This is a genomic window from Paenibacillus sp. FSL H3-0302, from assembly GCF_037982245.1.
Lineage (GTDB): Bacteria > Bacillota > Bacilli > Paenibacillales > Paenibacillaceae > Paenibacillus_AQ > Paenibacillus_AQ odorifer.
Genome location: NZ_CP150284.1, coordinates 6766631 through 6781725 on the forward strand (window position 1 = coordinate 6766631; position 15095 = coordinate 6781725).

The window sequence follows — 15095 nt, forward strand, 5'->3', positions numbered from 1 at the left end:
CCATCCTTTTCTCAACAATTTATATAGGTACGGACCGCTTTACTCTAAATGTTACCATAGCCCTTGCCATATAAAAAATGATTGAGAAATTTCAATAGCTACAGATCAATCTGACCCCGATGTTTGACTCTGGATCTAGCTTCTCTACTATAATTAACTTCCTTGTTCAGCAGTTCATCTATCCGCAGACACTTCAGACCCTTTTTATCCATTTCTTTTAAGACTTCTTCTAATCCAGTGATCATATTCAAGGGCGCTTCTTCATCTGCCCACGGTGTATCTCCGCTGTCGTGTAGAACAATGATTGAGCCTGGTTTTATTTTTTTTATTAAGGCATCCTTTAATTGCTCTGCACTCAGTGACGCTTTCCAATCTCCGACCATGACAGACCACAATACGATTCGATAAGATTCTCTCAGCAAAAAGAAATCCCCTAGATTAAGAAGCCCCCAAGGTGGGCGGTAAAAGATAGGCCGCTCTCCTGTAATTCGCTCAACAATGTCTGCGGTGCGATCTACTTGCTTCCGTCTATTGGTCCAGGGGAACTGGATCCAGTTGGGTGTATGAGTATAATTATGAATGCCGATTTGGTGCCCTTCTCTGTGCATACGCTCGATCAGTTCCGGATATTGCTGCGCCTTTTTGCCCAATACGAAGAAGGTCGCTTTTATGCCATGCTCTTTTAATAGATCTAGAAGTTCAGGTGTATAACAAGGATCCGGACCGTCATCGAACGTAAACGCAATTTCTTTCTCTGCACCTACCTCCGAGTGAACCCCCCATCCCAATATTCGGGTAAGAGCAAAAGGAACGATCATATAAAAAACAATCACATCCACTGCTAAAATTATGAAGGCCCACATTAGGAAGCCGCCTCTGTCTTACGCGGGGCAAACCGCGCTTTCAAGGACTGCTTGCTAAGCACAAGCATCATGGGAGATAACTTCTCTGTGCTGTCCTCTACACGATGTTTCCCTTCCGGATGCAGCATGCGAAGTAAAAAACGAAGGTATATCCCGAACCAGTGCCGCTGCCATTTGGACTTGATAGGACGCTGCTCAAACCCTATTCCATGAATAATCCCCCGGTGAAGCAGTGTAATCCCGGTTAGCGCGTTTACTTTGCTTAGTTCCGGATTGCTGTCTAGATCGCGACTGATCTCCTTCATAGCCTCGCGAAGCATGCGTGCCGTACGAATTCCGGCCCGATCTGCGCCAAGCGTACGTGTCAGCTGCACAATCTGGCGATTGTCCAAATGAAGCTCACCCACCCAATCTCCCGGAAGTATCCGTTGCCCATCTTGGCAGACCAAACTTTCTCCGTGATATTTCAACACTACCAACTTACATATCCCATATCTACGCACGGACTGACTACGAAATTTGGTGATGACAGCAAATATGTTCTCCCACATCATCCAAAGGGATTGTGAGAATAATTTTATAAATGGAACTGAGGTTACCATCATTTTTCCTTCTTCCTGTTTAAGTTTATCTTCTAGCAAAATCCTTCACTAAACGCCGCGTATACCTGCCGATCATCTTTACCAGACTGTTTCCGAGATAAGCACCTATCCATAGAGACACTGCACCTAACAACATGAAGAAAAGTGAGATGTTGAATGTTTTATTTTCAATCCCAAATAGCGATATAGAGGACACATCTAATAAATACAGGACAGGTGACAACAAGAGAATAATAGGGGTCAAGTAAAAAAGAGTGGCACAAATGAGACTGACCATGCCGATTCCAAACTGCAACATCAACCCTAAAATCGCTCTCCAGTTATGTTCATCCAGAAACTCTGCCTTAACCCTTTCCCACAAGCTGCCTTCTTCTTGAGATCGGGTTGGGAGCGTGCGAACCGAGATATCCGTATAGACTTTAGTTCGAATTCGCTCATGCTGTAAAAAAGTCTCGGTAGAACGCAAAACATAATAAAGGATCGGGATCCCCACTAAGGTGAAGGACATCGAAACTCCAAAGGTAATGCCCACCAGATAAAAACAAAAGTAAAATAGCCCTGTGGCAAAAGTAATTAATAAGAAACAAAAATTTCTCACATGTTTCCGGATTATTTGATTCATGTTTTTCTCTCCCTCTCTGCAATAAAAAATTGTTCATAACTAAGCAACTCCTATGCTAGTGCTTTTGGTGTAAAATCGACCAGTGCCATAATGTCATATGACAAAAAAAACACCCTACTGCCTACTCCCACAAGGGAAAGCAAACAATAAGGTGCTCATCAACTTCAAATACTTCGGTCAGGATTAATCCGAAATGCCAAAAGCCTTCTCGACTGCCTCCTCACGGTTTCGTACCCCGAGCTTGGCATAGATGGTGGACGCGTAATTCCTCACCGTTCCATCGGACAGATATAGTTTAGCGGCAATAGATTTATAACGCATTCCCTTCGAGAGGCATTCTAGAATCTCCAGCTCACGCGGAGTCAGTCCATATTCATTACTCTTCTCTGTCGGTGGCGCCTCTGAAGCTGGATGCATCTCATAGTGATCAATTAATACATTCGTAATATCGGGTGTAATCATCTTTACGCCCCGATGTACGAGACGTATTCCTTCGAACAGCTCCTGCGGCTCGGTAGACTTTAACAAGTAGCCATCTGCCCCGTTTTGCAGTGCTTCGACTGCCATATCTGCTTCTTGAAAAGTAGTCAGGATCAACACTCGTACCCCTGGCCACTTTTGCTTAATAAGCTTGGTCGCTTCCGCACCGTCCATGCCCGGCATATTTAAGTCCATCAGCACCACGTGAGGTTGTTCCTGCTCGCAGAAGCTTATCGCTTGTTCACCATTCTCAGCTAACCCATTGATCACAAAATCCGGCTCCTGCTCTAGAATAATTCGCAGACTATCCCGGATATAGGGTTGGTCATCTACCAGCAATAAACGAATCGTTTCCTCCTGTATCTCTTCAAGCCTTGGTAAACTGCAGGTCACTAAGGTCCCTTCCCCTGGCTTAGAGTAGAAATACACTTGTCCTTGCAAGTTGGAGGCACGCTCCTTCATCGCATTCACACCAAATCCTGCTTTTAAATCTTCAGTGCCTAATCCATTATCCTGCACATCCAGCCGAATCAGCTTCTCTTCATAATGTAAGCTGATGACAATTTCACTGGCCTGACCATGACGTACAGCGTTGGTTATCGACTCCTGCAAACATCTGTATAATGTCATTTGGGCCTGCTTAGATACTGTATACGGCTCTCCGAATGTTCTTAAGCGAATCTTAACCTTGGAGAAGGTCTGGAAATCATCCACTAATTTCTGCAGGGACTGCATTAGCGTCAATGAATCCTCCGAAGCGCCCACATGGTGCAAATATCGCCGAACATCATCCAAGCCATTGCGGGTTAACTTTAACAAGGCATCTATTTTGTGCTCCCCTTCAGGGGTATTCACCTCCGAACGTAAAGTCTCTAGCCCCATAATAATTGAAGTATAAGAATGCCCCACCGTATCATGCAGATCTTTGGATAAACGATCTCGTTCTTCCAGAAGTGTCATACGTTCAACTTGCGAGATGTACTGCTCTAAAACAGCATTTTGCTCCTTAATAATTCTGCCCTGCTTGTGATTCACCACCAGTAAATGAAAAGCGAACCCAAGCGTATACACCAAACCCATGTTAACAATCATCGATACAGCATCCATTTGTTGTGACAATCTAGATAACATAATTGGAATCAAAATGACCGTGATCGGAGCTGTCCAACGATAGGACTTCTGTGCACTATTGCTGGCGATCATAAAAGCGATAGGCAGAAAAGTTACGTACGATTCAGGAAACAAAGCAGCCAAATATAAACAAAGCCCACCCGAAAAAAGGATCTCCGCTATCAGATAATACTTGTAATGCAGCTGCAAACAAAACCAAGGCACAGAAAAAGAGACCACGCCCCAAACAAACGCGATCCAGAAAGGAATCGTAAAATCCTCCGAAAGATAACACATGGTGACCAAAAAGGAAGTAGAAAAACAAATCCGAAACAGGAGGACGAGCCAATCGTACCAGAACCACTGTTTGACCAGATTAAACAAGGCATTTCCCCCTATATACTCTGCTGACTTAATCTTTATTATAGTGTAACCCCTTAAGGGCTCACTAGTTACAAAAAGTCATGAGTTGAGATGACATTTTTACTAATGGTGTAATTAGTGTAATTAATCATTCAATGTCCCTCTGAATAAGCAGCTTTTTAAATCAAAACACAGACTGTATGATAGTACATATTATTTGTCCATAAAATTGTAGTAAACCAATTGAACCAATAGGACAGCCAATTCTATAAAGTATGAACACTATCGGAGGAATAATAAACTATGTTAGCCGCACTACTTCATGGCATTGCACTGGCCTTTGGATTAATTCTTCCACTTGGCGCACAAAATGTCTTTGTATTTAACCAAGGGGCCTCGCAGCCACATTTTAAAAAAGCCATTCCCGTTATTGTTACAGCCGCTTTATGCGATACCCTGCTTATTTTATTAGCCGTATTAGGTGTTTCAGTCCTTGTGTTTGCCATTCCCGTTCTGCAGACCGCTTTATTTGCTGTAGGACTTTTATTTCTTTTGTATATGGGGTGGTCTATCTGGAAAAGTACACCTACATCGTCAGCGCAAGACGCAACGCCTCTATCCTCCAAAAAACAAATTCTGTTCGCGCTGTCCGTTTCTTTATTAAATCCACATGCGATTTTGGATACTATTGGCGTCATCGGCACTAGCTCACTTAGTTACACAGGCGTAGACAAAGTTGTATTTGCTGGCGCGACTATCCTAGTGTCATGGATTTGGTTCTTTGGGCTGGCTGTAGCCGGAAAAACCGTAGGACAAATCGACTCCAGCGGCAAAATCATGCGGATCATTAATAAGATTTCGGCGATCATTATTTGGATCGTTGCTGCTTATATTGCCTTCAAGCTTTTTTAAATGGAGGAAAAAGAATGCTGTACACCAATTTGCCGTATAATTATGTCCAATTCACACCATAATGTACTAGAATTTTGACTTACGGCGCAGAATGAGGTACATTACAATTTGGACGAACAATTAACAAACCAAAATACTATAATGTTCGCATTTAGAGGTGTAAATTATGAAAGAAGTATTCGATTATGAAGATATTCAATTAATTCCTGCAAAATGTATCGTAAACAGCCGTTCGGAGTGTGATACATCAGTCACCCTCGGTGGGCATAAATTTAGATTGCCGGTGGTACCTGCCAACATGCAAACCATCATTGATGAGAAGATCGCTATCTCCTTGGCGCAAAATGGCTATTTCTACATTATGCATCGTTTTGAACCGGAGAAACGTACGTCTTTCATCAAAGACATGCACTCCCGTGAATTAATCGCATCCATCAGCGTCGGAGTTAAAGAAGAAGAGTATGATTTCGTCGAACAATTATCCAAAGAACAGCTGGTTCCGGAATTCATTACAATTGATATTGCACACGGCCACTCCGAAGCAGTTATTCGGATGATCAAACATATTAAACAATACCTGCCTGCCAGTTTTGTTATTGCAGGAAATGTAGGAACACCTGAAGGCGTTAGAGAATTAGAAAACGCTGGAGCTGATGCTACTAAAGTTGGGATTGGACCAGGGAAAGTATGTATCACTAAGATCAAAACTGGATTCGGTACAGGCGGCTGGCAGTTAGCTGCACTACGCTTGTGTGCCAAAGCTGCAAGCAAACCAATTATTGCCGATGGAGGTATTCGCACACACGGTGATATTGCTAAATCCGTACGATTTGGCGCTTCAATGGTCATGATTGGTTCACTATTTGCCGGTCATGAGGAATCTCCGGGTGAAACCATTGAAATCGCTGGGAAGCTCTATAAAGAATACTTTGGCTCCGCTTCAGAATACCAAAAAGGTGAAAAGAAGAACGTCGAAGGTAAAAAAATTGCGGTTGAGCATAAAGGGGCTTTAGCAGAAACCCTAAGAGAAATGGAGCAGGATCTTCAATCCTCCATCTCTTATGCAGGTGGCAATAAATTAGAGGCTATCCGTAATGTGGATTACGTTATCGTTAAGAACTCCATTTTTAATGGAGATAAAGTCTATTAATTGAACAAACAGGTGAGCAGGATGACTTAGGTCAATCTTGCTCATCTTTTTTTATGAGAACGAGTTCTGCCGGTCTACTTTGGGGTAATGGTAAGAATAAACTCCTACTAGATCACAATAGAGAGGATTATCCTTATGCGGCAAGCTATGATTATTATTAACCCCTCCTCCGGCAAAGAAGAAGCCAGCCAATATGTCAGATATGCAACAAGAGTTCTAAGTGATAAAGACTACTCCGTTACGATCAAGGAGACGGCAAAAGAAGTAGACGCCACTCGTTATTCCATCGCAGCTTGTGAGGAAGGTTATGATCTGGTGATCTCCATCGGCGGGGATGGCACGCTTCACGAGACCATTAATGGTCTTATCGATCAGGAACACCACCCAAAGTTAGGTGTGGTTCCTTTAGGAACGGCTAATGATTTCGCCCGTGCATTACAAATTCCACTGAATCCCGAAATAGCCATTCAAACCCTTGCCTCCTCAAATTTAAAAACAGTAGATATCGGTCGCTTAAATGACCGCCTGTTCGGCAACGTTGTTGCTGTAGGTTCAATTGCCGGAGCATTATCCTCTGTATCCTCCGAAGATAAAACCAAACTAGGGTCATTGGCATACTTGAAAGAAGGTCTTAAACAACTTACAAGCCCTACAGCCCACCCCCTTGTCATTGACCATGATGGACAAATGTGGCAAGGAGACTCCTTACTCTTTCTCGCCGTATTAACTAACTCAGTCGGCGGGTTCGAGAATCTAATACCGGATGCTGCGGTTGACGACGGTCTGCTTCATTGTTTTATTATTTTGGACCTCAGTATATTCAATACCATTACAGCCAGTATATCTTTACTGCTGGGTACCCTCAAGGATCATAAAGATGTTGTCTATTTCACAGCCCACAATGTAAGTGTAAGCTCTCCAGAAACCGTAAGAACCAATGTAGATGGCGAAGAAGGTCCAACTTTGCCTATTACGCTGAGTGTTCTCCCTCGTCATATCCAAGTCATTGTGCCAGAAGTGGACTAACAAACAAAAAGCAGTCCGGAACTCAAAAAGTTCCAGACTGCCCTTAATTTATGGATGCCCCGATCCATATCTTTCTACTAATCCAATGACTAAGAAGTTATTTCTATTCCACTACAATAAATTTTTTGCCTAATAACCACATTCCGCCGCTAATCCCTAAGAAATAAATAGGCATCGTCAGTAATGAACCATTATGAAGAGCGCTCATTCCCCACGTCGCCAAGCTAACAAGCAAATAATAGCCCAAGCTGAATATCGCACCTGCTGTTCCTACAACATCCTGAAATTGAACAAGAGCAAGACTTAGACAATTAGGTAAAGCAATCCCTGCACCCATTAATAGGACAAACAGCGTTATTAGAATACATACGATCACTATCATATCCGGCAGCGAGTCAAGACTGCTTGCGATTGTTAATAGCAAGGCTCCGCTCGCCATTACTAGACAGCCGATATGGATTATTTTTTCTGGGGCATAGAGGGTTAATAATCTTTTGGAGATCATTGCGCCTACAATCGACGCCAAAGCCACAATAATGCCGAGAAAACCATAGACTCCTGGTGAAATCTGAAAGTGTTCAATAAATATAAAAGGAGCTTCAGCATAATAGCTGAACAAGATTCCGTTAATGCCTCCAATTAGTAATCCAAACACCAATACACGTGGCAATGCGAGCATTTTTTTGACTATAGGCAGAATAGCCACCTTTTTTCTCATGGAAACATCAGTGGTTTCTGGCAGCTTCCAAAAAGCATACATAAATAACAACACACTCATCATTACTAATGTAAAGAAAACCGCTCGAAAACCAAAAGCTTGATCCACCCATCCGCCAATTAACGGACCTACTGCGGGAGTAAAAGCAATGACCGCCGAGATTTGGGCAAACATAACATGCCGTTTATTCCCGGAGACACTCTCACGAAGAATGGTTTGGGTAATAATCGAACCTGTTGCTGCTCCAAACGCTTGTATAAACCGGCTGACTAACAGCAAATGAATGGATTCTGAGTAAAAACACATCAAGCTTCCCATACCGTATACAAGAAGTCCAGCCAGCATGGAAGATCTCCGCCCGATGAAGTCAGACAACCAACCCCAGCTAAAAACTCCTAAAGCAAATCCAATAAAATATATACTTAACGTTAACTGTACAGAACTATTGGTGGCCCCAAGTGCTACTGCGATATCCGGTAACGATGGGGTGTAAATCGTCTCACTAATTTGCGGAAAAGCCACAAGAACAATCATTAAAAGTAACGATGGTGCTGCATATTTTTTCATCTTATTTTCGCCCTCCTACAAGCTTATATCCTCGAACAACTACAAGAATATGAGCCTAGCTAGGGAAATGGGGGCATCATTATAGCAAGACGACTATAGATCATCATGTTAGAAAATCACCTTTCATTGTTATGCTTTCATTGTTATATAGGAGGGCTTACCCGAAAGATATCGGGCAAAGATTTGAGTTTCAATTATTCAACCAAAACATCATTATACACGGTAATAGAAAAGCTCTCAAACGAATCGCTTCGCCTGAGAGCTTATTTAGGTTAGGAATTTTGTTCTGATAATCCATGTATAGTTACGCCAACAGCGCTGGATTTCTTTTTGTCCTGAGAAGCATGTAGCTTTACCATCACAAATCTTGCAAACGGCTGTATCAATATACTTTCAGCGAACAGTGCAATTAGGAAATTTCTTGGCCAATTGGCTAAGAAGTGATTAAACGTTTGAGAACTCAACCCGTTTCCGATAATGTCTCCAATAAACGTCATACAAAATGACATTCCTAGTACGGTGAATAAGATACGGAATAGGATTTTGGCGTTGAAGCTATCTGTAGGTTGTGTGAATATAGCTGTCAGCTTTTCGGCAATACGGCCAATAACAACAGGCTCAATAATCATGACAATTACCCAAATGATCGGAAACACCTTAAGAATCGTTAAGGCAACCTCACCATTAAATTCTCCAACCCCTAAAATGATATTTATTGAGGACATAAACAGTACCGTCAGTGTAGAAATGATTGCACCATATAATGCCCCCTCCTTAGCGTTTCTTGGTAATCTTGCTTCTTGATTCATGATGTTCTTCCTTTCAATATTGTCGGTAATAGTTTGGCGATAGTTTTTAAGGGAGTTGTAGATTTTTGCGTTAGGCACAACATCATCGCCCCTTCGATCGAAGCCGTCATCCACAATGCCATCTCGAAGGCTGATTCCTGCGAATAACCTTCAGTTACAAGCTTATCGCAGTAAATTCGTTCCATGTTCTCATAGAGCAAGCTACATGCCTGGCGAACAGGTTCACTCACCGTAGCCATTTCACTGACAATACTGCTAAAGGTATATCCGGTAATCGTGCCCTCGGTTTCTAAGTTGTGAATCAACTTGTCGATCATGGATTGTATAGCTTCTAACGTCGATGGATGCTTTTTAAAAATATCCTCAATATCTATCGTAATTGCTTCATTTAAGCCCTTTAAACAAGCAATTAATAGTTCTTCTTTTCCATTTGGAAAATGATGATAAAGCGCTCCTTTGGTCACATTACAGGCTTTTAAAATTTCATTCACGCCTACATTTTTATATCCTTTTTGCTGAAAAAGAAGTGTCGCCGTCTCAATCATTAGCGATTTTGTATCCACAATAACGTACTCCCTCTAACATACCAACCGGTCTGTTTGTTATTATAACAATATAAAAATGAATAATGTAAGTCTTTTTTGCTTTTTTTCAAAAAATATTTCATTATTTTCATTTATAACTGAAAACAGGATATGATCTAGTAAGTCTAGAAGTTAATGTGGAGTTCAAAACATAATTGTCGTTATGAATACAAAAGAATAGGGTGTATATATGAAAAAAAACGCCTTAGTAATTATGCTGATAAGCTTGATTACTTTAATCTTTATCGCAGCTTGTAATGGTAATCAGAAAAAAGATGACTTTTTGACGCCATACCTTACTCAAGAAAATAAATCTTTTTCAATCCTAATTTTATCGAAGAACGATCGTTTTTTTGAGCAAACTAAAGAGCTTGAGGATATTTACAAGGAAAATATGACTTGTATCAGCAAAGCAGGTGTTATCAAAAAAGATTCGAAAGAGGGCGACCGCTTAAAAGAGGATTTGAAGATCAACACTTACCCTTCATATATCCTATTGGACAATAAAAAAGTGCTGCTTATAAGCGAAAATATTGAGCAGTTTAAAACAGAGTCAAAACAAATCATAGAAGAAATTCTCAACAAATAATGCATAGATATTTAAGTGCCTACAGCAAAAAGGGCTCAGTTTCCTGAGCCCGCAAATACTTAACCTACTATGTTTTCATGTCTGAAGAATTGTCCCAACACTCCACGTTTTCCAGACCCTCTATGCTATCTTTATAAAAGACAGGGTCCTTCCCTGCCCGCTTCTGGCGCTTATAATCCTGCAAGGCGGCAAAGGCCACTTTAGATAACAAAAGGATAGCGATCAAATTCACGATGACCATGAAGCCCATAAATAAATCAGCCAAATCCCATACCAATTGAACCTTAGCTACGGAGCCAAAAATAATCATCACCAAGACGCTGTATCTATAGAATAGTAATACTTTTTTATTGGAGTTCAAGAATTCTATATTGGTCTCACCATAATAATAATTTCCGATTAACGTACTGAAAGCAAACAATAAAATCATGATCGCTAGGGATCCCGAGGCCCATGAACCAATATGTTCGCTTAATGCCGCTTGTGTCAGCTTAATTCCATCCAGCCCTGGCTGTTTATACGCATCGGATAACAAGATAATAAAAGCAGTACTCGAACAAATAAGTAACGTGTCTGTAAGTACACCCAGCGCTTGCATCAGCCCTTGTTTCACCGGATGACTAGTTGTTGCAGTTGCCGCAGCATTCGGAGCACTACCCATTCCCGCTTCATTGGAGAATAGTCCCCGTTTCACCCCTTGCAGAATAACTGCCCCAAAAGATCCCCCCGCGATTTGTTCAAATCCGAAAGCACTTTTCACAATAAGCGCCAGAATCGCCGGTATTTCCGTAATATTAATTAACATAATAATAACAGCAGCCCCAATATAGATCCCTGCCATAACCACTACAATATATTCGGACATTCTAGCTATACGTTTAACCCCACCAAAGATAACAGCCGCAAAAGCAGCAGCGACTACAAGTCCAAGAATCACCCGATTAGTGCCAAATGAATTCTCAAAGGCCACTGTAATCGTATTGGATTGAACTGCATTAAATACAAGACCAAAGGATAACGTGATCAGAACCGCAAATACCGCGCCCATCCAACGTTTTTTCAGGCCTTGCTCCATATAATAGGCGGGACCCCCACGAAATCCAGTCTTGTCCTTCACTTTATACACCTGTGCCAGAGTACTTTCAATAAATCCAGACGCTGATCCAATAATAGCTATGACCCACATCCAAAAAACAGCCCCTGGTCCACCTATTGCGATAGCAATTGCGATCCCTGTAATATTCCCTGTCCCAACCCTTGCTGCCATACTGATACAGAAAGCCTGAAATGACGAAATGGAATCTTTTGACCTTTCATTGGACTCTTTAAGAACCCTAAACATTTCTTTAAACATGCCAAACTGAACAAACTTCGATCGAATGGTGAAATAAATTCCACAAACAATAAGCAGAACCACCAAAATTTTCGACCAAAGAAAGTCATTTGTTGCACTAATCATACTGTCTAACATTTGTTGCATGTAAATCCGCCTCTCCATTGTGTCGATACCCAGTTGCTGAACCTTAAGTTACATAGTATTTTCAAATATAACAGCCCTTATTTCAAAAGCCAACAAAAAAAATTAGCCAGCAACACCATACCTTACACCGGTGTGAGAGCTATTTGCCCATCTTCATCTGAGCTCACAAGCTCCTTTAGATTAATCTAGGTATTATAAAAAAATGAAAAAGCATCCGGTGGAAGAAATGTATGACAACAATGTATGCGCGTATTTATATCGTGGAGAACATTTGGTTTGATTTGATTTCAGGACGAACGAGGAACGAAGCTATAACATCAGCAGCACAACTAGTGCCCTTATTAGCCGCAAAAGATATTGAAGAAATGGCTGTCCTCTATCATGAGCTAGCCAGCAAAAATAAAATCGTTCTGGCTAGTCAAATAGATAAGGATCCCACCGTTGTTTTGGACCATCCAGCTATGGGATCGCTTGAGACATCCATTTCCGGGGTTATCTCGAATAATCATAGAGCAGATATTTTCGAGGTATTAATTAGCCACAGCTTTAAAATATTGGTACACCTGATTTAACTTCTTATCATGTTTCCCTTTTGGACTCTCCATATTCCCAAATTCGAAAAACTTCACTTTCTTGATGCCACAATATTGAAATAGTGCTTTTCTCATCAGCACTTTATGGGAATTATTCAGCCAATATAAAGGATAAAGGGTCGGCCCCTTCATGCTGGAAATGCAAACCACAGACTTTCCTTTCAGCAGCCCTTCGGGGATGAGACCACCCTTTTCTCTGTAAGCGAAATTAGAAGCAAACATTTGGTCAATATAACCGAGCAGCATTGCGGGAGGACGTCCCCACCAGATTGGATACACAAACACAATTTTGTCGGCCTGACGAATCTGCTCCCGATACTTCTCGAGCTTGGGATCGATATGCATGTCTCTTCTACGTTTATTCTCATTAAAGACCAGCACAGGATCAAATTGCTCTTCGTAAAGATCAAGGACCTCTATCTTCGTGATCTTTTGATTCTCATTACTTCCCTGAATGACTTTATTGAAAAAAGCATAACTTAAACTTTTATGATTCGGATGTGTATAGATGACTAAAACGTTCATTGCTCCACCTCTTTAATTATCATTTGATAACAAAATGGTATCACAACCGTTATTTAGTTGTCAAATGATAATTGTATTATGATAATTATTTTGTTAAGGTTTACAATAAGAGGTGATCCTTATGGACAAACAAGCGTTTTTTCAGAAAATTGTTACCTTTACGACAGCAGTCCATGAAGTAACATTTGACTTTACCAAAGATGTTAGACCGGAAGGCATTACGCCCGTTCAATATAGTATTCTGGAATATATTGCGGTTAGCCAGCCTGTTACCCTCAGCCAAATCAGCGATTGTAAGAATATCTCTATGCCGAATACCAGCCGTGAGCTCAAGAAATTAACAGAAAAAAACCTGTGTGAGAAGCTTGATGTCGCCGAGGACAGGCGTAAGCAAATGATCCGGTTGTCTGATGCTGGACAAGCGATGATGAACGAGGCTTTTGAGCGGATCGGTGAACGTTTTCTGAACCGGATTAAAGAGGTTCCCCCAAAGGAATTAGCCGAGATTAACCATGCCCTCGATATCCTGCAATCTAAGGTGTTTAATACCCAGCAATGATCCGAGAAAAAGACAATAGAGCAGCAGCGGTTCCCCATTAATGGGAGCACCGCTGCTCTGTGTTTTGGGTCGTTGGTTAGCTGACTCAAGACCGATTATTGGCTAGTTAAAACCTAACAAAATCGAATCAGCCTCACCTTCAGCTAAATCGCCGAATCGTATTCGTCCACTGAGGCTTTCGGACCCAGATGACGTTATTGGCATGTTTTTAGCCTTTTGTGCGTAGTTTCGGACTCCAGCGACGCTATTCCTATGAATCGGGTTCATATTGGGTGTTTTTTATGCCAATAGCTGCTATGCGGTCCGTTGGCATTCCAAATATGCGAAAAAGCTGCATTTAAGGTCAGCTGAGTCCGAAAGACGCTTCCCTAATAATCACCTAATAGAAATAGGCACTCCTCTTAAGGAATGCCTTGATTGGATTATAAGTATTCTTAGCCAGCGAAATAGACTATTTCACCAGTCCGCTGATAAAGGTCTCAAAATTGTCAGCCAAACGTGTGATTTTGTATTTGTTATCCCGATCTACATGAATAACCTCAGGTTCGCCATCATTCCCGAATTCACGGTAATCCAGCATCACCACTTCATTCTCAGAAGGACAATCACAAATCACCACACCAACTTCAGGATAACGTCCATTTTCAATCACAGTCCGGCTGCCTGAAGCCCCACACAGCGACTTATTCTTATCTCGTCCAATTCCGAGGATACCAGAAATCGTAATAAATTCTCCTGTTCCCGGAATCGGATAACGATTGTTATGAGGAATTCCCCCATTATGTAACTTCATCATATCCACATAGGAAGCAGGCAGCTTGAAGACCAGCTCTTCTTGTACAGAAGTAATCAATGCATCTGAAGGCGGGTCAGAAATATATTCTGAGAACGCATACTCGCTGTCATCCCAGAAATTAGTGGTATCCAACGCTATTACAGGCTTCTTAGCAGGTTTGTTTACAGGCTTTTTCGCAGCTTTTTTAGCCAATTTACGTTTGATCCAGCCCAGAAACTCCAATGTGTCTTCATCATCAGGTTCCAGCTGATCGGCAATCGTAAACGCTTTTAAAGCTTCGTCATATCTTTTCAGATAATAATAAGAAACCCCGATACGGTAATGCCAGAGCGGGTCACCTTCACCCTCATCTTCAATGCTCAAATACTGCTCTAAAGCCTCTTCATATTGCCCGAGATTATTAAGCGCCCTGCCCAAATGACTAGTTAGAACATAATCTCTTTCCTCTTCAGGAATTTCCGTGATTGCATCCACGATTTCTTGAAATTCATCTTCCTCATGCCATTCATCCAATTTTGCCAATAACTCATCACTCATCATTAATACCTCCTATTAACGATCACTCAAAATACCTATTAGAAATTATACCATTTCTAACCTATGCCCAGCCAATAACGCATGTCCTAGCCCTATCAATCAAAAAGCAACTTCCCTTTTTGCTGTGAAAAACAGACCGCAGCGTTTATCTGCGGTCTGTTTTTCGTATACAGAAAACCATTTTAATTATGGTAACTATAATTGCTGCTT

At 41.5% G+C, this 15095-nt stretch carries 16 protein-coding genes; 6 read left to right on the top strand and 10 right to left on the bottom strand.

Annotated elements, in window-relative coordinates:
- Positions 1 to 98: 98 nt before the first annotated feature.
- The 4 genes from MHH50_RS30080 to MHH50_RS30095 form a co-directional block, all read right to left on the bottom strand.
- Positions 99 to 863: a polysaccharide deacetylase family protein gene (locus MHH50_RS30080; RefSeq protein ID WP_076179242.1), complete on the bottom strand. Its 765-nt coding sequence runs from the start codon at positions 861 to 863 to the stop codon at positions 99 to 101.
- On the bottom strand, positions 863 to 1468 hold the full coding sequence (locus MHH50_RS30085) for a polysaccharide deacetylase (RefSeq protein WP_254847726.1): 606 nt from the start codon (positions 1466 to 1468) through the stop codon (positions 863 to 865). The genes MHH50_RS30080 and MHH50_RS30085 overlap by 1 nt, the downstream gene beginning before the upstream one ends.
- A gap of 22 nt (positions 1469 to 1490) precedes the next feature.
- Positions 1491 to 2087, bottom strand: a complete 597-nt coding sequence (locus MHH50_RS30090) for a sensor domain-containing protein (RefSeq protein WP_076124185.1) — start codon at positions 2085 to 2087, stop codon at positions 1491 to 1493.
- A 183-nt stretch (positions 2088 to 2270) separates the two neighbouring features.
- Positions 2271 to 4061, bottom strand: a complete 1791-nt coding sequence (locus MHH50_RS30095) for a hybrid sensor histidine kinase/response regulator transcription factor (RefSeq protein ID WP_340033810.1) — start codon at positions 4059 to 4061, stop codon at positions 2271 to 2273.
- 282 nt (positions 4062 to 4343) lie between these two features.
- On the opposite strand from MHH50_RS30095, the gene MHH50_RS30100 reads away from it, so the two are divergent.
- The 3 genes from MHH50_RS30100 (at position 4344) to MHH50_RS30110 (ending at position 7128) form a co-directional block, all read left to right on the top strand.
- Positions 4344 to 4952 (top strand): LysE/ArgO family amino acid transporter, encoded by a 609-nt coding sequence (locus MHH50_RS30100; RefSeq protein WP_076124191.1) that lies wholly within the window; start codon positions 4344 to 4346, stop codon positions 4950 to 4952.
- Between the two features lie 166 nt (positions 4953 to 5118).
- Positions 5119 to 6102 carry a GMP reductase gene (guaC, locus tag MHH50_RS30105; protein ID WP_036682307.1) on the top strand — a complete coding sequence of 328 codons (984 nt, stop codon included), beginning with the start codon at positions 5119 to 5121 and terminating at the stop codon, positions 6100 to 6102.
- Between the two features lie 135 nt (positions 6103 to 6237).
- Entirely contained in the window at positions 6238 to 7128 is an 891-nt protein-coding gene (locus MHH50_RS30110) for a diacylglycerol kinase family protein (RefSeq protein ID WP_340033811.1), read from the top strand.
- Between the two features lie 103 nt (positions 7129 to 7231).
- Here the strand turns inward: MHH50_RS30110 and MHH50_RS30115 are convergent, their stop codons facing one another.
- From MHH50_RS30115 to MHH50_RS30125, 3 genes are all read right to left on the bottom strand, one after another.
- The gene (locus MHH50_RS30115; RefSeq protein ID WP_076124195.1) at positions 7232 to 8413 is read right to left on the bottom strand and encodes a multidrug effflux MFS transporter; all 1182 of its coding nucleotides are present in this window, start codon (positions 8411 to 8413) and stop codon (positions 7232 to 7234) included.
- Positions 8414 to 8685: 272 nt separating this feature from the next.
- Positions 8686 to 9222, bottom strand: coding sequence for a DUF2798 domain-containing protein (locus MHH50_RS30120; RefSeq protein WP_076124197.1), 537 nt, complete (start codon positions 9220 to 9222; stop codon positions 8686 to 8688).
- On the bottom strand, positions 9219 to 9785 hold the full coding sequence (locus tag MHH50_RS30125) for a TetR/AcrR family transcriptional regulator (RefSeq protein ID WP_340033812.1): 567 nt from the start codon (positions 9783 to 9785) through the stop codon (positions 9219 to 9221). Before MHH50_RS30125 ends, MHH50_RS30120 begins: the two co-directional genes overlap by 4 nt.
- Before the next feature lie 211 nt (positions 9786 to 9996).
- On the opposite strand from MHH50_RS30125, the gene MHH50_RS30130 reads away from it, so the two are divergent.
- Positions 9997 to 10395: a hypothetical protein gene (locus tag MHH50_RS30130; protein WP_340033813.1), complete on the top strand. Its 399-nt coding sequence runs from the start codon at positions 9997 to 9999 to the stop codon at positions 10393 to 10395.
- A gap of 67 nt (positions 10396 to 10462) precedes the next feature.
- Here the strand turns inward: MHH50_RS30130 and MHH50_RS30135 are convergent, their stop codons facing one another.
- The gene (locus MHH50_RS30135) at positions 10463 to 11875 is read right to left on the bottom strand and encodes an alanine/glycine:cation symporter family protein (protein ID WP_340033814.1); all 1413 of its coding nucleotides are present in this window, start codon (positions 11873 to 11875) and stop codon (positions 10463 to 10465) included.
- 230 nt (positions 11876 to 12105) lie between these two features.
- Here MHH50_RS30135 and MHH50_RS30140 point away from each other — a divergent pair, with 230 nt between their 5' ends.
- Positions 12106 to 12447, top strand: a complete 342-nt coding sequence (locus tag MHH50_RS30140; protein WP_076307576.1) for a hypothetical protein — start codon at positions 12106 to 12108, stop codon at positions 12445 to 12447.
- On the opposite strand, the gene MHH50_RS30145 is transcribed toward MHH50_RS30140, so the two are convergent.
- Entirely contained in the window at positions 12406 to 12993 is a 588-nt protein-coding gene (locus MHH50_RS30145; protein WP_036682318.1) for an NAD(P)H-dependent oxidoreductase, read from the bottom strand. The genes MHH50_RS30140 and MHH50_RS30145 overlap by 42 nt on opposite strands.
- Positions 12994 to 13114: 121 nt before the next feature.
- Between MHH50_RS30145 and MHH50_RS30150 the strand changes: the two genes are divergently transcribed.
- A complete protein-coding gene (locus MHH50_RS30150) occupies positions 13115 to 13552 on the top strand; it encodes a MarR family transcriptional regulator (protein ID WP_076220469.1) in 438 nt (145 codons plus the stop codon).
- Between the two features lie 451 nt (positions 13553 to 14003).
- On the opposite strand, the gene MHH50_RS30155 is transcribed toward MHH50_RS30150, so the two are convergent.
- Positions 14004 to 14885: an SMI1/KNR4 family protein gene (locus tag MHH50_RS30155; RefSeq protein WP_076124209.1), complete on the bottom strand. Its 882-nt coding sequence runs from the start codon at positions 14883 to 14885 to the stop codon at positions 14004 to 14006.
- Positions 14886 to 15095: the final 210 nt, after the last annotated feature.